Here is a 17,929-nt window from a genome sequence, read left to right as displayed (position 1 = left end):
GACGATGGACCGTGTCACCCTTGGCCCAATCACGATGTCGCGCCTCGTCTACGGCATGTGGCGTCTGGGCGACGACCCCGACACCTCGCCCGCCCATGTCCAGGCCAAGGTCGAGGCCTGCCTTGCGCAGGGCATCACCACGATGGATCAGGCCGACATCTATGGTGGCTACACGGCCGAGACGCTGCTGGGTGCTGCCTTGCGGGCTGCACCGGGCTTGCGCGACCGGATCGAGATCGTCACCAAGTGCGATATCGTCGCGCCCGTCGGTCGCCATTCGGCGGCACGGGTCAAGTACTACGACACTTCAGCTGCGCACATTACCGCCTCGGTCGAGGCCAGCTTGCGCGAGATGGCGACCGACCGGATCGACCTGCTGTTGATCCACCGCCCCGACCCCCTGATGGACCAGCATGAGACCGGCCGCGCGCTTGATGCGCTTGTCGCGGGCGGAAAGGTGCGCAGCGTGGGCGTGTCGAACTTCCGGCCCTGGGACTTCACGCTATTGCAATCGGCGATGACCACGCCCCTGGTCACCAACCAGATCGAACTGTCGCTGAACTGCCGCGCCCCGTTCACCAACGGCGACCTGGCCTTCCTGCAGGAACGCGGGATTGCCCCGATGGCGTGGAGTCCCTTGGCAGGTGGCCATCTGCGCGCCGAGGCGGGCGGTGGTCTCAGCGCCCGGCTGGACGCGATCGGCAAGGCGGCTGGCACCGACTGGACCGCCGTTGCCGTGGCCTGGCTTCTTCATCACCCGGCGAAGATCCTCCCCGTTCTTGGCACCAACACCCTGTCGCGGATCGCCACGATCTCGGACGCGGCTCGCGTGCCGATGGACCGCCAGACCTGGTTCGAGCTGCTCACGCTTGCCCAGGGGCACGAGGTCGCGTGATGGCGGATGGCGGCCTTAAGACAGCAGAGATCGTGCCGGACGCGGCCAACGCACGGGTGTTCCGCGATGCGCTGGGGCGCTTTGCAACGGGAGTGACCGTGGTCACGATCCAGGGGCCGGACGGGCCGATGGGCTTTACCGCCAACAGCTTTTCCAGCCTCTCGCTGGACCCGGCGCTTGTGTTGTGGTCGCCTGCCAAGGCCTCGCAACGTTATCCGTTCTTTGCCGCCGCAAGCCATTACGCCATCCATGTTCTTGGCCAGCACCAGTCCGACCTGCCCGCCCGGTTCTCGCGCGGCGGTTCGGGGTTCGACGGCCTTGACTGGCACCGGAACAGCGAGGGCGTGCCGGTCCTGCCGGGGGCACTGGCGCGCTTTGACTGCGCACAGCATGCAACGCACGACGGCGGCGATCATCTGATCATCGTGGGACAGGTCCTGCGGCTGGCCCTGGAGGAGGGCGAGCCGCTGGTCTTTGCGAAAGGCAGGTTCGGAAGCTTTACCGGCTGAAACACCCCCCAAGGGAGAGGGGGCGAAGGGAGGAGACGTGACCGCACTTCTGGCCATCTGCAACGGCCTGGGCCTGATCAACGGTGCGCTGCTGGCGCTTGGCCGCTGGATCGGGGCTGCCTGCCTGGGATTGATGGTCGTGGTGATCCTGTTGCAGGTCTTCTTCCGCTATGTCCTGAACAACGCCCTGCCCTGGCCCGAAGAAGCCTCGCGCTTCCTGATGCTGTGGTCCACCGGGCTGATGGCCCCGACCGCCTTTCGCCGGGGCGGTTTTGTCGCCATCGACATGGTGATCCGCATGCTGCCCCGCATGGTGGCGACCGGGCTGTCGGTCTTCCTGATGGCAGTGACGATCCTTGTCCTCTGGATCGCCCTGGGCATCGGCTGGTCCGAGGTGACAGGCCTGGGCGGCCGGTTCGAGACCGACTCTCTGCGCGTGCCGGTCAGCCTGGATCTTGCGACCTGGATGAAAGTGCCGAAGTCCTGGATGATGGCCTCGCTTCTGGTCGGCGTGGCGCTTCTGCTGCTGGTCGCCGTGGAACTGGCCCTGCGCAACCTTTATGCGCTGATCCGGGGTCCCGAAGGCCTGCGCGACATTCCCGATACCGTCATGCTGGGATCGGGAGCCGAATAGATGCTGTCGTTCTTCCTGCCCCTGTTCCTGGTCTTCCTGATGCTGGGCCTGCCGGTGGTCTTCGGCCTGCTGGCCGCGCCCGCCCTGCTTCTGTGGCTGAACGGGCAGGAACGCGACATCGTCCTGCTGTACCGCAACGTCTATGAGGGGATGAACTCGTTCCCGCTGATGGCGATCCCGTTCTTCATGCTGGCGGGCGAGCTGATGAACCGGGGCGGCATCTCGGCCCGGATCGTCGGCTTCGCGCAGGCGATGGTCGGCCATTTCCGGGGCGGGTTGGCGCAGGTCAACGTCGTCGACTCGATGCTCTTTGCGGGGATCTCCGGCTCGGCGGTGGCAGATGTCTCGGCGTTGGGGTCGATCATCATCCCGCAGATGGAAAAGAAGGGCTACCCAAAGCCCTTTGCCGCCGCGATCACCGCCGCCAGCGCGATCATCGGGCCGATAATCCCGCCATCGGGGATCATGATCATCTACGCCTATGTGATGGGCGAAAGCGTCGCCGCGCTGTTCCTGGCCGGGATCGTGCCGGGCGTCCTGATCGGGGTCGCGCTGATGATCACCGTCAAGCTGATGGCCGACCACTACAAGCTGCCCGAGGCGCGCGAGAAGGCCAGCTGGGCCGAGGCAGGCCGCGCCGCCGGGGCCGCCTTCTGGCCGCTGATGACGCCGGTTCTGCTGATGGGGGGCATCCTGTCGGGCGTCTTCACCCCGACCGAGGCGGCTGCGGTCGCGGTGGGATACAGCTTCGTCATCTCGATCTTCGTCCTGAAGACCCTGACCTGGCGCGACATTCCGGGTGTGCTGACCCGTGCCGGGATCACCAGCTCTGTTGTCATGCTGCTGGTCGGCGCGGCGATGGCGTTCAAGACCGTAGCGGCACTGGCGCATACGCCGGAACTGCTGGCGTCCACGCTGCTCAGCATCACGGAAAACCCGCTGCTGCTGCTGCTCCTTGTGAACCTCTTGCTGTTCGTCGTCGGCATGTTCCTGGACGCCGGGCCCGCGATCATCATCCTGGGGCCGATCCTGGGGCCGATCTTCGTCTCGCTGGGCGTCGACCCGGTGCACTTCGCCGTTGTCATGGTGGTGAACCTGACCGTGGGCCTGCTGACGCCACCGATGGGGCTGGTCCTGTTCGCCACGTCAGCCGTCTCGGGCCTGCGGGTGGAAACCATCGCCCGCGCGGTGATGCCGTTTCTGCTGGTGGAGTTCCTGGTGATCCTCATGATCACCTATGTCCCCGCCATTTCCCTGACCTTGCCCCGACTACTGGGGTTCGTGGACTGACCCTTTCAACACCGACAAGAAACCAACAGGAGGAACCATGTTGAAATCATCCCTGAAATCCCTCGCGCTGGCCGCGCTTCTGGCGGGCACCGCTGGCGCAGCCTTCGCGCAGGACATCATGCTGCGCGCCACCGCCAATTCGAACGAACAGGACGAGGATTACGACGGCCTCGTCGTGTTCAAGAACTATGTCGAGAATGCCTCGAACGGCGCGATCGGCGTGGAAATCTTCATGGGCACCCAGCTGTGCGCCAAGGGCGACGAGTGCCTGGCGGGTGTCGCCGACGGGACCATCGACGTCTACATCTCGACCTCGGGCGGGGCGGCGGGCCTGTTCCCCTATATTCAGGTTCTCGACCTGCCCTACCTGATGAGCGATGACCGCGTGGCCGAAGAGGTCCTGACCGGCACCGACTTCACCGCAAAGCTGCGGGCGATGGCCCTGGCGGACAGCGGCGACAAGATCCGTCTGATGACCATCGGCAACACCGGCGGCTGGCGGAACTACGCCAACACCAAGAAGCGCATTGCCGCGCCCGGTGACCTTGCCGGACTGAAGATGCGGACCGTGCCCGCCGACCTGCCGCAGACGCTGGCGACCACGCTGGGCGCCTCGCCCACGCCGATCCCGTGGCCGGAGCTGTTCACCTCGCTGCAGACCGGCGTCGTTGAAGGCACGGCGAACGGGATCACCGACATCATGTCGATGAAGTTCACGGATGCGGGCATCAAGTACCTGACGCTGGATGGCCACAGCTACATGGGCGCCTTCTGGTGGATGGGCAACGACCGCTTCAAGTCGCTGACGCCAGAGCAGCAGCAGATCGTGGTCGATGGCTTCGCCGCCCTGCAGCAGGCGACCTTCGCCAGCCCGAAGCGCAAGGAAATCCAGGCCTATGCCGATTTCCGCGCGGCAGGAGGAGAGATCTATGTCCCGACCGCCGAGGAAAAGGCGGCCTTCAAAGCCGCCGTCGAGCCGGTTTTCGAGTGGTTCAAGGCCAACGTGAAAGGCGGCCCGGAAGTGCTGGATGCCTTCACCGCAGCCGTTGCATCTGCCGAAACGGCGGTCTCGGTCGACCGCGCAGGCGAGATGAATTAAGCACACCGGCTGCAGGCAGGATCCACTTGCCTGCAGCCATGCTTGCGATCCCTGGACCAGCCGGCCCACTTGACCAGGCTTCTTCGCCGCCGCCAGCGGGGTCCTATTTGGTCAGATCAGTCCAGATCCGCGAGTAGAGGTCTTGTATCTCGGGCGGGCAGGTTTGCTGGAAATGGCCCACTGCTTTTGCCGCCTCGGGGATCGTCATTTCCGGCGCGGCCAGAAGGTCGGCGGACATGAAGGCCTCGCTACCCTGGATGGAGTTGCCGTAACCCGTGTAGGTCGAGATCAAGGCGGCGTTTTCCGGGTCCATGATGAAGTTCAGGAACAGCTTCGCGTTGTCCATGTTTTGCGCGTCGGCCAATATCGCAACGTTGTCCTGCCAAAGCGAGAAGCCCTCTTTCGGATAGCCATAAGCAAATCCCGGATTTTCAGCCCGGATGCGCATGGCGGCCCCGCTCCAGAAAACCGAGGCCTGCAGGTCCTCGTTGATGAACTTCTCGAAGCTGGCGTAGTCGATCGAGGCCCAGAATGGCTTGGCCGCCACCAGCTTGTCACGGGCGGCCTTCAGGACCTCCCTGTCGGTGGTGCAGGACTCGCCGCCGACCGACCAGATCGCCATGTCGATCACATCGTTCATCGCGGGAACGACATTGATCTTGCCTTTCAACTCCTCTGGCGGGTTCAGGAAGATGTCGGAGGTGTTGATGTCGCCCTTGTAGATGTCGGTATTGACCATCACGCCCGTCGTGCCCCAGACGTAAGGAACGGTGTAGGACCGGCCTGGGTCCCAGGAGACATCGACCCAGTCGGGGGCGAGGTGCTTGAAGTTTTCCATCGTGTTGGGGTCCGACTTCAGCAACAACCCCTTCTCGATGTAAATCGGCACGACCGCAGCCGAGGGGACGACGATGTCGAAGCCGTGACCGCCGGCCTCGATCTTGGCTATCGCGGTTTCATTGCTGTCGTATTCGGTCAGGGTGACGCTCACGTCGTAGGCCTTTTCGAACTTCGCGATCAGGTCCGGGGGCGTGTAGAGCCCGAAGTTGTAGATGTTCAACGTCCCTTCGGCCCAAGCGGGCAAGGCCAGGGTCACAAGGGCGGTGGTCAGGGTCAGACGTTGCATTGGCGGTCCTCTCTGTCAGGTCTTTTTTCGGGTCAGCAGCCAGGACCCCCCGACGATCAGCACGCTGATCAGCAGAAGAAGCGAGGAGATGGCATAGATTTCCGAGGTCAGGTTCCGCTTCAACTCGCCCAACAGGTAGGTGGGCAGCGTGTCCTGGCCGGGGGATTTGAGAAAGTCCGAGATCACCACGTCATCCAGCGAGATGACGAAAGCCAGCATGAACCCGGCCAGGATCGCAGGGGCCAGAAGCGGCAGCGTCACCTTTCGGAAGGCGTAGAAGCGACTGGCGTAAAGGTCCGCCGCGGCGGTCTCCAGGGTCAGGTCCATCCCCTCCAGCCGGGCGCGGATCGGCATATAGGCGAAAGGGATGCAGAAGGCGCTGTGGGCGATGACCAGATATCCCAGGCCGCTGTACCCGGTGGCCTGCTTGATCTGTGCGATGATGATCAGCAGCGCGATGGCCAGCACGATCTCGGGCACCATGATCGGCTGGTTCAAGGTGATATGGATTGCGCCCTCACCCTTGAAGCCGCGCGTGCGGGTGGTGGCAAGTGCTGCCATCGTTGCGGTGATGGTGGCGATCATCGCGGCCAGTGTGGCAAGGATCAGCGATGTCTTTGCGGCTGCCACGAATGCTTCGTTTTGCAGGGCCTTGCCGTACCAATGCAGCGAAAGTCCCTCCCACTGGCCGATGACCCGCCCTTCGTTGAACGAGTTGGCGACCAGGATCACCATCGGGAGGTAGAGGATGGCGAAGCAGGCGATGGCCAGCGTCGCGGCACCAGGCAGGCGGCGGGTGTCGAACGCGCGGTCAGCCACGGCGTTTCCCCGCAGTCAGGCGCGTGTACCAAACCAGGGCCACCAGAACCAAGGCGGTCAGGGTCAGCGACAGGGCGGCCCCCAACGGCCAGTTCCGGCCCTGGCCGAACTGCATCTCGATCAGGTTGCCCAGCATCATCGACTTGCCGCCACCCATGATCCGGGGGGTGACATAGGCGCCAAGTGACGGGACGAAGACCAGGATCGACCCGGCGATGATCCCCGGACGGACCAGCGGCAGGATCACCTTGCGCAAGCAGTAGAGGCGGGATGCGTAAAGGTCATAGCTGGCTTCGGCGAGGCGGAAGTCGAACTTCTCGATCGCGGCATAGACCGGCAGGACCATCAGCGGCAGGAAGACATAGGCCATGCCGACCAGCACCGCGAAGTTGGTGAACATCATCTGGATCGGCGCATCGATCAGACCGACAGACAGAAAGAGGTTGTTGAAGACGCCCTCGGACCGGATCATTTCCTGCACCGCAATGGTGCGGACCAGAAGGTTGGTCCAGAACGGGATGGTAATCAGGAACAGCCAGAAAGCCCGCTGCCGCGCAGGCCGGGTTGCAATGAACCAGGCGGTCGGGACACCAAGGATCAGCGTGATGACCGTCGTCGCCAGCGACAGCGCGACCGACCGGCCAAGGATCGTCAGGTGGGCGTCCGACAGAGTGACGGTGTCGTCGAAAATGTCCCGCTCGAACAAGACCGAGAACCATCCCTCGACCGACAACTGCCAGCGGACGCCGCCGAAGTCTCCGGGGGCCAGAAAGGAATAGATGACCACCACGACCAGCGGCAGGATCGAAAACAGCGTGATGATCGTGACCGCAGGCAGCGCAAGGCCCCAACGGCGCAGGGTGTCCGAGCGGATTTCCTGGGCCTGGGCGTCCATCAGCCGGCCTCTTGCGGCAGGAGGTGCAGGGCGTCGCCGGGTAGCGACACCGGAATCGTTTCGCCCTGACGGCAGGGCAGGCCGCCGCGAAGCCCGTTCTGCACCCGCGCAACGAGGGTGCAACCATCAGCGAGGTGCAGATGCACGTGGGTATCTGTGCCGAAATAGACCAGCCGGTCGACCTGCGCCGTCAGGGTCAGTGCGTCCGGCTGTGCCCCGGCCAGCACGACGTGTTCGGGGCGCACCATCAGCGTGACTGGCCCGTCGGCATGAGCCACCGGCAGCGTGGTAGCCGCCTGCGGCAGGATCAGCCGACCCGCGGCACAAGTCGCCGCAAGGAAGTTCGTCTCGCCGATGAAGCCAGCGACGAAGCGGTTGGCGGGCTGGTCGTACAACTCGCGCGGGGAGGCGATCTGCTGGATGCGACCGCCGCCCATGACGGCGATGCGGTCGGACATGGTCAGGGCCTCTTCCTGATCGTGTGTCACGAAAATGAAAGTCAGCCCAGTTTCCTGCTGCAGCCGCTTCAGTTCGACCTGCATCTCCTTGCGCAGCTTCATGTCCAGCGCCGACAAAGGCTCGTCCAGAAGCAGGATCCGCGGCTTTGGGGCCAGCGCACGGGCCAGTGCCACACGCTGCTGCTGTCCTCCCGACAGCTCGCCGCTCTTGCGCTGCGCGAGGTGTGACAGTTGCACCAGATCAAGCATCCGGGTCACAGTCTCGGCGATTTCCACCTTTGGGCGGCCCTGTGCGCCAAGTGCGAAGCCGACATTCTCGGCCACGGTCAAATGGGGGAAGAGGGCGTAGTTCTGGAAGACCGTATTCACGGGACGGCGGTTCGGAGGCGTATGGGCAATGTCCCGGCCGTCCAGCACCAAAGCCCCGCTGGTTGGTGGCTCGAACCCTGCGATCAGGCGCAGCAGGGTGGTCTTGCCACAGCCCGAGGGACCAAGAAGCGTGAAGAATTCGCCCTCGGTGATCGAGAACGACACCTCGTGCAGGGCCGTCACGGCACTGTCGCCCTTGCCGAAGCGTTTGGTCAGGTTACGTAGATCCAGCATCAGAACATCACCTCTGGTCCACTCTAGGCGTATTGACAAAAAGATTTTAGTCAATAAAAATTTTTATTGACGTAAGTTTTTGGGATGCCCGCATGACCGCCCAGTCCAAACTGGAAGCCCCCGTCGAACCCGGCCTGCGCGACCGCAAGAAGGCCCGTCGGCGCGACGAGATCATTGCGGCGGCGAAGGACCTGTTCGCCCGGCAGGGGATCGACGCCACGACGATGGCGGATATCGCGGCGGCTGCGGGGATATCGTCTCCAACGGTCTTCAACTACTTCGGATCGAAGGACGGCATCCTGATCGCCATGATCACCGAAGGCACGATGGAAGCGCGGGAAAGCGACCGGGCGCTGCACTGGCGCGAAGGGGATGACCTCGCCGGGCTGATCACCGGGCTGTTCGTCCGGGTCTCTTCGCGCACGCTGGAGATCGCGGGCAAGCGGGTCTGGCGCTATGCCGAGGCAGCCGCAATCCGGCACCCTGATGCGGAGCTGTCACGGCAATACGCTGCCGTTTCGGCGGCGCTGATTGACGTGGTGGCGGATTTCTTTGCTGATATTTCTCTGACCACACGAGCCGGGACAGACTGCGCGCCGGACTGGCTTGCGGCTGTGTTCCACGACCTCTGGATGCCGTGCTTCATCCGGCTGATCACCGACGAGAAGGAGACACTGGCCGAACACGAAGCCACGCTTCATGCACGCTTCGGGCCGCTGGTGAAAATGCTTTTCACGGATGACTGTGCCTCGCACCCCCGTCGGAAGATGCGGGGATGAGCGTGGATCTGGCAATTCTGAACGCCTCCGTCCTGACGATGGATGATGCCGCCCCGCGCGCCGAAGCAGTGGCGGTCGGCGGTGGCAGCATACTGGCCGTTGGCAGGACGTCGGACATTCGGGCGCTGGCGGGGCAGGAGACCCGGATAATCGACGCTGAGGGTGCGACGCTGCTTCCCGGTTTCGTGGAATCCCATCTGCATCTCTTTTCCGGCGCCTATGGCCGGACGCTGCTGCAACTGGCCGATGTCCGCGGTTTCGACGCCATGCATGCCGCTGTGAGGGCCTTTGCAGCTGCAAAGCCGCAGGAGCGGCTACTGTTCGCGCAAGGTGCTGATTACGAGATCCTCGGCCAAGGTATCCCGCTTGACCGTCACGTGCTGGACCGGATGTGCCCGGACCGGCCGCTTGCCGTCATGGCCTATGATTTTCATACGCTGTTCGCCAACACCGCCGCCCTGACCGCCGCCGGTCTTCTGCATGGCCGGGCGCTGCCTATTGGCAGCGAAGTCGTGATGGGCGCGGACGGTCTGGCCACCGGAGAGCTGCGCGAGAAGTTCGCGCTGCTGCCGGTCCTCGACCTGCGCACCAGCGGCGGGCGCGAGATGCTTGGAATGTCGGGGATCGAGCCTCCCGTGCCCCCGACCCCTGCCGAATGGCGTGAGGATGTCGAGGTGCTGAAGGACGGCCTGCGGTTTTGTGCATCCAAAGGCATCACGTCGATGCACAACATGGACGGCAACCGGCACCTGCTGGAATTGCTGCGCAGCGTGGAAAAGGAAGGCGACCTGATCGCGCGCGTTTCGGTTCCCTTCCATTACACCCGCGAGATGCCGCTTTCAGACCTGGACCGCGCCAGCAGGATGGCGGCGGATTTCACCGGCCCGTGGCTTGCCAGCAACCGGGTGAAGATCTTCATTGACGGCGTGATCGAAAGCGGGACGGCGGCGCTGCTTGCGGACTATTCCGACCGCCCCGGCCATCGGGGCGAGCCGATCTTCGACGCTGAAAGCTTTGCCGAGGCGGCTATCGAGATCGACCGTCGCGGTCTGCAGATCGCCGTCCATGCCATCGGTGACGCCGCCGTCCGCATCGCCCTGGACGGCTATGCTGCCGCCCGCAAGGCCAATGGCGCCCGTGACAGCCGCCACCGGATCGAACACATCGAGGTCATCGACCCCTCGGACATACCCCGGTTGGCGGAACTGGGTGTCATCGCCTCGGTCCAGCCGCTGCACGCTCCGCAGGGCGAAAGTCCCACCACGCGCAGCATCGGTCCCGACCGTGCGCCCCATGCCTATGCCTGGGCCGCATTGCATCAGGCAGGCGCGGTCGTCGCCTTCTCCTCTGACTGGCCCATCGTGCAGGTTGACCCACTGCTGGGCATCCAGACCGCCCTGACCCGTCAGCCGCATTTGCCCGGCCTGCCCGATCAGCGCCTGCCGCTGACCCAGGTGCTGAAGGCCTTCACCTGTAACGGTGCCCATGCCGGGTTCATGGAGCATCGGACAGGGACCATCCGCCCGGGGATGCTGGCGGACCTTGTGCTGTTGGGCGGGGACATCGAGGCGACCCCGGCCGACCGGATCGCCGAGCTTGGGATCGCATTGACCCTCTGTGACGGGCGGATCACCCATGAAGCCTGACCTTGGCATCCGTGCCCTTGGTGCCGCGCGGGCGCCAGAGCAACCCTTGCTGCGCCGCGCCATCGTGATCCGGGCCGACCTTGGCCCGGCCGTGGAATTCGTCACCACGCACGGCACCATCCGTGCCATGTTCCCCATAATCGGCGGCGAAGCACGTGCCGAGGGCTGGACCGCCCGACTCCTGTCCGGTGGGGCTGACTTTGCCCTTGGCCTGCCCGATGGGTCCTACGCCGTCGAGGCGCGCTATTGCCTGGAACTGGACGACGGCACACCCGTCATGGTGACCAACGCCGGGCGCATGGTCCCGCAGCCCGACGGCAGCTACCTGGGCCGCACCCGCGCCGCGTTGGAGGTGCCCAACGGTCCGCACCGCGCGCTGGGAGACGCAGTCTACTTCGGCACCGCCCTGGCCGAATCGGGCGACACCAACCACGTCTTCATCGAGCTTTGGGAGGCGCCGGTCTGACCCGGCGGGATACGCATGACAATCCTGATAGCAGGGGGCGGGATCGCCGGGCTGGTGCTTGGCCTGACGCTGCACCAGTTGGGCCTGCCGTTCCGCATCTTCGAACGGGTGGCCGAGCCGAAGCCGTTGGGCGTGGGCATCAACCTGCAACCCAATGCCGTGCGCGAACTGATCGACCTGGGTCTTGAAGCGCAGCTCGACGGGATCGGCGTGCGCACGCGGCATTATGGGTTCTACACCAAGACCGGCCTGCCGATCTGGGTAGAGCCGCGTGGCACGGCGGCAGGCTATGCCTGGCCGCAGTTCTCGCTGCACCGGGGCAAGCTGCAGATCCTGCTCCTCGAAGAGCTTCGTCGCCGGGCGGGGCCGGATGCGGTCGTGACCGGAGCTGGCGTCGAAGGGTTCGAGACGACCGACCAGGGTGCGACGCTGCTCATCTCTGGCGGGCGGCGGGTCGCGGGTCGCGTCGCAATCGCTGCCGACGGTATCCACTCGGCGATCCGGCGCCAGATGGTCCCCGAAGAGGGCGAGCCGATCTGGAACGGAGCGATCATGTGGCGGGGGACATCTCCTGGCCGCCATTTCCTTGGCGGCAATGCGATGTTTCTGGCAGGTCACGACAGCCAGCGCTTCGTGGCCTATCCGCTGACGGCCGAGGACCCGGCAACCGGCCTTGCGACGATCAACTGGATCGCCGAGCTGCGCGTCGACCCGGCCCGTGCCATGGCAAAGGGCGACTGGAACCGCCCCGCCAACAAGGCTGATTTCATGCCAGCCTTCGACGGCTGGGACTTCGGTTGGGTCGACTGCCCCGGCCTGATCCGCGCGTCAGGTCTGGTCTACGAGTATCCGATGGTCGACCGAGATCCGCTGCCTGCCTGGACTGACGGCTGCGTGACGCTGATGGGCGACGCGGCCCATGCGACCTATCCGGTCGGGTCGAACGGTGCGACCCAGGCGATCATTGACGCGCGCAAGCTTGGGGCCGCCTTCCGGGATCACGGCGCCACGCGGGAGGCGTTGCTGGCCTACGAAGCCGAAATGCGCCCCCGCGCCGAGGGCATCCTCCGCGCAAACCGCGGCAAAGGACCGGATGCAGTGATGCAGATGGTCGAAGACCGCTGCGGCGGCGTCTTCGCCGACATCGAGACAGTCATCCCTCGCGCCGAGCTTGCCGCGCACGCCGAACACTACAAGAAGCTTTCCGGTTTTTCCATCGACACTCTGAACGCCCAGCCGCCGATCATTGGCCCGTTCACGTCGATCCCTGCATGACGCCCTTTGCCGAATTCCGTGTCGAAGTCGGACCGCCCCTCACCTTGGGCAACGACGGCTTTGGGGAAGCGCGCATCGTGCCGATCCTGGGCGGGACGGTATGGGGCGACACCTTGTCCGGCGCCATTCTTCCGGGCGGATCCGACGAACAAAGAGTTCGGGCTGACGGGCTGACCCGGATCCATGCGCGCTACGTGATCCGAACCCAGAAAGGCGATCTTGTGCGGGTGGACAGTCAAGGCCTGCGGCATGGACTAATACAAGGGGACCCGACACGACCCTATTTTCGGACAGTCATCCGCCTTGAAACTTCGGCACCTGAACTCCAACCGCTGAACCTGTCGCTCTTTGTCTCTGATGGTCAGCGGATGGCAAACCATGTTCTACTGTATGTGATGAAGCTCTAGAAGAATTTGCCCCGAAAGAGTGGAGAGCACCATCGGGCAAGAACAAAGCTTTTCGGACGTTGGCGCGCCTGTCTTCCCGCCCTGACGGACCTGCCGGGAACACCGCTTTTCCTGACGGCGATCTTCATCTTCCACAGGCTTTTGGGGAGGGTTCTCCGTCGGGACGCAAAATGCATGATGGGCCCAAAAATGGGGCAGGCGCGATCAGGGCGCACATACATTGTCATTGTCATGTGAAGTGGCGGACCCGGAGCGATTCGAACGCCCGACCCTCAGATTCGTAGTCTGATGCTCTATCCAGCTGAGCTACGGGTCCGCAATGCCGGGCGATGTAGCCTTGCGCGGCGGGCAATGCAAGGGCGAAATCACGGGGCGGGCTCTGTTGTCTCCTTAGGAAGATGGATGGCAAACTCGGTCCCTTCGGCGTCGCTGCGCACAAGGTCCAGCCTGCCTCCGTGGCCGCGGACCAGTTCGGCGGCGATGGCAAGTCCAAGGCCCGTGCCGCCCTTGCGCGCCCCGCCCTGGAACGCTGCAAAGAGGTGCTCGCGCGCCTTGGGGGGCAGGCCCGGTCCGGTGTCGCCGACCCTGATCCACCATTCGCCCTCGTCCTCGCCGGCCGAGACCTCGATGGTGCCGGGTTGGCCCGTCGCCTCGATCGCCTGACGGGCATTGCGGATCAGGTTGGACAGGACGCGGTAAAGCTGCTCACCGTCGGCGCGGATGATCAGGCCGGGGGGCACATCAGTCAGGCAGGTGATCGAGCTTTCGGACCCCAGGGCTTCGCCCTCGGCCACTTCGCCCACCAACTGCGCGAGGTTCAATCGGCGCAGCTGCGGTGGCGGCTCTTCGGCCTTGCCGAAGGCCAGGGTCGATTCGCACAACGAGACCGCCCGGCTGATCGAGTTGATCAGCTTCGGTGCAGCCCGGGCGACGACGGGGTCGGCGCTGCCCTCCAACCGGTCAGCGAAAAGCTGCGCCGTAGTCAGGATATTGCGCAGATCGTGGCTGATCTTTGCCACCGCCCCACCCAGCTGGGCCAGCCGTTCCTTCTGCCGCAGCGCATTGGTCAATTGCATCTGCATCGACTGCAGAGCCTCTTCCGCCGAGCGCAGCTCTTCGACATCCGCGTTGGGTTCGATCACCCGGCGCGCATCTTCGGGCGCTTCGGCATAGGTCTTCATGTGATGCACCACGCGCCGGATCGGCGTGACGATCAGGCGCTGCACCGCAAGGAACAGCAAAAGCGCGGTCACGATCGAGATCAGCGCCGACAGGATCAGGATGCGCAACCCATAGTCCAGCATCGAATCGCGCAGGGGCTTCGTCTCGATTGTCACTTCGATCAGGGTGCCTGCGTCCTGCACGGGGTAACCGATCACCCGAACAATCCGGTTCTGCGGGTCGAACAGCACCACGAAGGCGTCACGGATCAGCTCCCACGGGCCGGCCATGCGCAAATCGAACGTGTCATGGATCTCGCCGGGAACCGGCGAAGACAGGACCAGCTGCCGCACCTCGTCGCGCCGCAAGACGACGTTGTACACCTCGGCATTGGCCAGAAGCTCAGCCTCCAGTTCCGGCGAGACCATGTCTTCGGCCGCAAGCTGGGTCAGGGCGGCAATCTGCGCCTGCTTCAGACGGGTCAGCATGAAATCGGCCCGGAATCGCGCGATGGAGGGGACAAAGATCAGCACTTCGGCCAGCATCACGAAGATGACCGTCAGAATCAGGAAGCGCCCCGAAAGCGTCTTGAGAAATCTCTTGCGTCTTTCGGCCACCCGAACCTTCCTTGTCCGGCTTCATGGAACCCAGCGTTGCACGACCCTGACCAGGCGCTTCAACGTCGGATTTTCAAACAGCTTGGGGCTAAAATAGGCACCCGCCGCGCGTTTGGAAACCTCTCCCAGTGTCGGATACGGCGCGACCATCCCGGCAATGGCCGACATCTTCAGCCTGGACGAGATTGCCAGCGCCCAAAGCCCGATCAATTCGCCTGCCTGGGGCCCGACGATGCTGGCGCCGACCGGGCGTCCCTTGACGACCATTACCTTCAGCAGCCCCTTGCCCTTGCCCTCGGCCAGCGCGCGGTCGTTGTGGGCGAACTCGGCCCGCACCACAGTCACCTTTTCGCCATGCAGCTTGCGCGCTTCAGCCTCGGTCAGACCCGCCTGGGCCAGCTCGGGGTCGGTATAGGTGGCCCGCGACAGGGCGCGCGGGTCCACCTTGGCGGGCAGGCCCAGGACGGCCTGGCGGATCACGATGCCCGCGTGCCAGGCCGCGACATGGGTAAACTGCAAGCCACCCGCCACGTCGCCCACCGCATAGACGCGCCGGTTCGACGACCGCAACCGGGCGTCCACCGTGACGCCCTTTGACGTATAGGCCACGCCGGCAGCTTCCAGGTTCATCCCGTCCAGCGCCACCTTGCGGCCAACGGCCATCAGAAGGTGCGAGCCCTTGATCTGCCGACCGTCGCCCAATGTGACCTCGACCGCACCGGCGATGCCCGACAGCCGAACGACGGGCTGCCCCTCGACCAGGGTGATCCCCTCTGCCAGCAGCGCCTCGATCACCTCGGCAGCAAGCTCGGGGTCCTCGCGGCCCAGGACCCGCGCGCCCTCGATCACCGTCACCTCGCAGCCCAGCCGCCGATGCGCCTGCGCCATTTCCACTCCGATGGGGCCACCGCCGATGACGATCAGATGCTCTGGCCGCTCACGCAGGCCGAAGATCGTCTCGTTGGTCAGATAAGGGACCGTTTCGATGCCCTGGATCGGTGGCACCATCGCCCGCGAGCCGGTTGCGATCACGAAGCGCCGGGCGCGGACCGTCGTTTCCCCTGCCTGGACTTCCCGCGGGGCGGTGAAGCGGGCGAAGGCGCGGATCACGGTGCAGCCAAGACCCTCGAACCGGTCCTGGCTGTCAACCGGGGCGATCTCGTCGATCACCGCTTGCACGTGATCCTTCACTGCGGCGAAATCCACCTGTGGCGTGACCGAAGCGACCCCGCGGAACCCGCGGCGCTGCGCTTCGGCCACTTTTGCCGCCGCGATCAGCGCCTTCGAGGGCACGCAGCCCGTATTCAGGCAGTCGCCGCCCATCTCGTCCGCTTCGATCAGCACCACGCGCGCGCCCATCTGCACGGCCCCGGCCGCAACCGAAAGGCCACCGGACCCGGCCCCGATCACGCAGATATCCGTCTCGATGCGCTTCATTCACTGCGCTCCCTTGAAGGCCCGCATCAGCATCGGCAGCGCCGCCAGTGCGGCAAGGCCAAGAAGCGGCAACAGAACGGGCGGTGTGAAGATGATGCCAAGGTCCGGGGCTTCGCCTTTGGCAAAGACCTCGCCCAGGCCTGATCCGACCGAGGTGAAGACCAGCGCCCCTGGAATGATCCCGACGAAGGTCGAAACGGCAAAGCGGGCAAGACTGGTGCCGACGAAGGCCGGGATCAGGTTTGCGATGAAGAACGGGACCAGCGGGACAAGGCGCATCAGGAACAGGACCGACCATTCGTTTTCGCGCAGGGCCGCCTGCAGCTTTGCCGCCTTGCCGCCCGCCGTTTCCAGCCTTTGCGCCAAGGCCGCGCCGAACCCGCTGCGCGCGGCCAGGAACACCAGGACCGCCCCGGTGCCCGCGCCCGCCACGTTGTAAAGCACGCCGGGGAAAAGACCGAAGAGGAAGCCGCCCGTCAACGTCGCGACCGTCCCGCCCGGCAGGCTAAGCGCCACGATCACCACATAACCCGCGACGAACCCCAGCACGGCCCACAGGTAATGCGCATCGCGGAACGCCAGCAGGTCCTCACGGTGGCGGGCGAGTGTCTCGAAGCTGAGCTCATCGCGCAGCGCGATTGCACCCAGCAGGGCGGTTGCCAGAATCACCAGGATCGGCAGGCGCTTCAGCCATGAACGGGCACCAGATGTCGTTGCGGCGGGGGGCATGTCAGGTCCTTGCATGGGGGCCGAACATGGCGCAGGACGCGACGGGGCGACAGGGGTTTCACGCGGCCTTGATCCGTCGCGGTGCGATCCGGGGCAGACTGAAACATTTACTCGGCCCGCTGAGGTGAAATGTTGCAGGAAATCCGCGTGGCCTGCGTTGACTTGGGCTGAAACCGCCCGTAAAGGACGGGCTTCAAGTTATGGGCCCCCCCGAATCCGCATCGGAATCCACCGGGTTCGGGTCAAGTCTAATGGAGAGCCGCGATGAAGCGCACCTTTCAACCGTCGAACCTGGTTCGCAAGCGCCGCCACGGCTTTCGTGCGCGCATGGCCACCAAGAATGGCCGTCTGGTCCTGGCCGCCCGCCGCGCCAAGGGCCGTCACAAGCTGACCGCCTGATCACGCGCCCCCAGGGGCGTCAGGACAAGCACATGACACCGCCGGAGACCCAGGGCCAAGGCATCGCTGCCGCAGCGCCCAACGGCTCTCCGGCGGTTTCGCTTTGCGTGTTGACCAAGCGGGCCGACTACCTCAAGGCCGCGTCGGCGCGGCGCCAGGGAACCGGGGGCTTCCTGCTTCAGGCCCGGGACCGGGCAGATGGCAACCCGCAATCCCGCATCGGCTTTACCGCGTCGAAGAAGATCGGCAACGCGGTCCTGCGCAATCGCGCCAAGCGTCGCCTGCGGGCCTTGGCGCGTGAGGTGCTTGCCCCCCGCGCATTGCCCGGCTGGGACTACGTTCTTGTGGCCCGGCCCGAAGCCACCGTGGCGCGCGCCTACGCCGACCTGCGGGCGGATCTGGAGCAGGCTTTGCTGTCGGTGCATCGGGGGCGGGGATGACTCCGCTTGCGCATCTTGTCGCGCTGCCCGTACGCGCCTACCGCCTGCTCTTGTCGCCCTGGGTCGGACATGGCTGCCGTTTCCAGCCCACCTGCTCGGCCTATGCGCTTGAGGCGCTGGAACAGCATGGCGCGGTCAAGGGCAGCTACCTGACCGTGCACCGCATCTGCCGCTGCCACCCCTGGGGCGGCCAGGGCTATGACCCGGTGCCTGGGGCCGACCCTGACCACGACGCGGGCCGCTAG

Annotated in this window: 20 protein-coding genes and 1 tRNA gene; 13 read left to right on the top strand and 8 right to left on the bottom strand. The window is 64.9% G+C overall.

What is annotated here, in order from left to right; translation table 11 throughout:
* Positions 1-4 precede the first annotated feature (4 nt).
* From Q8M85_RS08435 to dctP, 5 genes are read left to right on the top strand one after another with little or no spacing between them, the layout of a single operon-like run.
* Positions 5-895, top strand: a complete 891-nt coding sequence (locus tag Q8M85_RS08435) for an aldo/keto reductase family oxidoreductase (RefSeq protein WP_305543023.1) — start codon at positions 5-7, stop codon at positions 893-895.
* Complete coding sequence (locus Q8M85_RS08430; protein ID WP_305542838.1) at positions 895-1,404, top strand: flavin reductase family protein; 510 nt, start codon at positions 895-897, stop codon at positions 1,402-1,404. Before Q8M85_RS08435 ends, Q8M85_RS08430 begins: the two co-directional genes overlap by 1 nt.
* Positions 1,405-1,441: 37 nt before the next feature.
* Positions 1,442-2,038, top strand: coding sequence for a TRAP transporter small permease (locus Q8M85_RS08425; RefSeq protein WP_305542835.1), 597 nt, complete (start codon positions 1,442-1,444; stop codon positions 2,036-2,038).
* On the top strand, positions 2,039-3,328 hold the full coding sequence (locus tag Q8M85_RS08420) for a TRAP transporter large permease (protein WP_305542832.1): 1,290 nt from the start codon (positions 2,039-2,041) through the stop codon (positions 3,326-3,328).
* Between the two features lie 37 nt (positions 3,329-3,365).
* Positions 3,366-4,427, top strand: coding sequence for a TRAP transporter substrate-binding protein DctP (dctP, locus tag Q8M85_RS08415; protein ID WP_305542830.1), 1,062 nt, complete (start codon positions 3,366-3,368; stop codon positions 4,425-4,427).
* Between the two features lie 103 nt (positions 4,428-4,530).
* On the opposite strand, the gene Q8M85_RS08410 is transcribed toward dctP, so the two are convergent.
* From Q8M85_RS08410 to Q8M85_RS08395, 4 genes are read right to left on the bottom strand one after another with little or no spacing between them, the layout of a single operon-like run.
* On the bottom strand, positions 4,531-5,553 hold the full coding sequence (locus Q8M85_RS08410) for an extracellular solute-binding protein (RefSeq protein ID WP_305542827.1): 1,023 nt from the start codon (positions 5,551-5,553) through the stop codon (positions 4,531-4,533).
* A gap of 15 nt (positions 5,554-5,568) precedes the next feature.
* Entirely contained in the window at positions 5,569-6,372 is an 804-nt protein-coding gene (locus Q8M85_RS08405) for an ABC transporter permease (RefSeq protein ID WP_305542825.1), read from the bottom strand.
* Positions 6,365-7,267 carry an ABC transporter permease gene (locus Q8M85_RS08400; RefSeq protein ID WP_305542822.1) on the bottom strand — a complete coding sequence of 301 codons (903 nt, stop codon included), beginning with the start codon at positions 7,265-7,267 and terminating at the stop codon, positions 6,365-6,367. The genes Q8M85_RS08405 and Q8M85_RS08400 overlap by 8 nt, the downstream gene beginning before the upstream one ends.
* The gene (locus tag Q8M85_RS08395; protein ID WP_305542819.1) at positions 7,267-8,328 is read right to left on the bottom strand and encodes an ABC transporter ATP-binding protein; all 1,062 of its coding nucleotides are present in this window, start codon (positions 8,326-8,328) and stop codon (positions 7,267-7,269) included. The genes Q8M85_RS08400 and Q8M85_RS08395 overlap by 1 nt, the downstream gene beginning before the upstream one ends.
* A 92-nt stretch (positions 8,329-8,420) precedes the next feature.
* Here Q8M85_RS08395 and Q8M85_RS08390 point away from each other — a divergent pair, with 92 nt between their 5' ends.
* The 5 genes from Q8M85_RS08390 to Q8M85_RS08370 are packed head-to-tail and all read left to right on the top strand — an operon-like array spanning position 8,421 to position 12,901.
* Entirely contained in the window at positions 8,421-9,107 is a 687-nt protein-coding gene (locus Q8M85_RS08390; protein ID WP_305542817.1) for a TetR/AcrR family transcriptional regulator, read from the top strand.
* A complete protein-coding gene (locus tag Q8M85_RS08385; RefSeq protein ID WP_305542815.1) occupies positions 9,104-10,753 on the top strand; it encodes an amidohydrolase in 1,650 nt (549 codons plus the stop codon). Before Q8M85_RS08390 ends, Q8M85_RS08385 begins: the two co-directional genes overlap by 4 nt.
* Positions 10,743-11,219: a DUF3237 family protein gene (locus Q8M85_RS08380; RefSeq protein WP_305542812.1), complete on the top strand. Its 477-nt coding sequence runs from the start codon at positions 10,743-10,745 to the stop codon at positions 11,217-11,219. Before Q8M85_RS08385 ends, Q8M85_RS08380 begins: the two co-directional genes overlap by 11 nt.
* 15 nt (positions 11,220-11,234) lie before the next feature.
* Positions 11,235-12,494 (top strand): flavin-dependent oxidoreductase, encoded by a 1,260-nt coding sequence (locus tag Q8M85_RS08375; protein ID WP_305542809.1) that lies wholly within the window; start codon positions 11,235-11,237, stop codon positions 12,492-12,494.
* Positions 12,491-12,901: a DUF3237 domain-containing protein gene (locus tag Q8M85_RS08370; RefSeq protein WP_305542806.1), complete on the top strand. Its 411-nt coding sequence runs from the start codon at positions 12,491-12,493 to the stop codon at positions 12,899-12,901. Before Q8M85_RS08375 ends, Q8M85_RS08370 begins: the two co-directional genes overlap by 4 nt.
* Before the next feature lie 239 nt (positions 12,902-13,140).
* Here the strand turns inward: Q8M85_RS08370 and Q8M85_RS08365 are convergent.
* The 4 genes from Q8M85_RS08365 to Q8M85_RS08350 form a co-directional block, all read right to left on the bottom strand.
* Positions 13,141-13,217, bottom strand: a tRNA-Arg gene (locus Q8M85_RS08365).
* A gap of 49 nt (positions 13,218-13,266) precedes the next feature.
* The gene (locus Q8M85_RS08360) at positions 13,267-14,607 is read right to left on the bottom strand and encodes a HAMP domain-containing sensor histidine kinase (RefSeq protein WP_305543020.1); all 1,341 of its coding nucleotides are present in this window, start codon (positions 14,605-14,607) and stop codon (positions 13,267-13,269) included.
* Between the two features lie 93 nt (positions 14,608-14,700).
* Complete coding sequence (locus tag Q8M85_RS08355; RefSeq protein ID WP_305542803.1) at positions 14,701-16,116, bottom strand: NAD(P)/FAD-dependent oxidoreductase; 1,416 nt, start codon at positions 16,114-16,116, stop codon at positions 14,701-14,703.
* Entirely contained in the window at positions 16,117-16,845 is a 729-nt protein-coding gene (locus Q8M85_RS08350) for a TVP38/TMEM64 family protein (RefSeq protein WP_305542800.1), read from the bottom strand. It abuts the gene before it with no gap.
* A 264-nt stretch (positions 16,846-17,109) separates the two neighbouring features.
* On the opposite strand from Q8M85_RS08350, the gene rpmH reads away from it, so the two are divergent.
* Genes rpmH through yidD form a run of 3 tightly spaced genes read left to right on the top strand, consistent with a single transcriptional unit; the run spans position 17,110 to position 17,929 of the window.
* Positions 17,110-17,244 carry a 50S ribosomal protein L34 gene (gene rpmH / locus Q8M85_RS08345; protein ID WP_103259146.1) on the top strand — a complete coding sequence of 45 codons (135 nt, stop codon included), beginning with the start codon at positions 17,110-17,112 and terminating at the stop codon, positions 17,242-17,244.
* Positions 17,245-17,276: 32 nt separating this feature from the next.
* Complete coding sequence (gene rnpA / locus Q8M85_RS08340; protein WP_305542793.1) at positions 17,277-17,684, top strand: ribonuclease P protein component; 408 nt, start codon at positions 17,277-17,279, stop codon at positions 17,682-17,684.
* On the top strand, positions 17,681-17,929 hold the full coding sequence (gene yidD, locus Q8M85_RS08335) for a membrane protein insertion efficiency factor YidD (RefSeq protein WP_305542790.1): 249 nt from the start codon (positions 17,681-17,683) through the stop codon (positions 17,927-17,929). The genes rnpA and yidD overlap by 4 nt, the downstream gene beginning before the upstream one ends.

Origin of the sequence: Tabrizicola sp. (assembly GCF_030694085.1) — a bacterium.
Classification (GTDB): Bacteria; Pseudomonadota; Alphaproteobacteria; order Rhodobacterales; family Rhodobacteraceae; genus Tabrizicola.
Note: the sequence above shows the minus strand (reverse complement) of the source record. Positions and strands in the feature narration are given on the sequence as shown.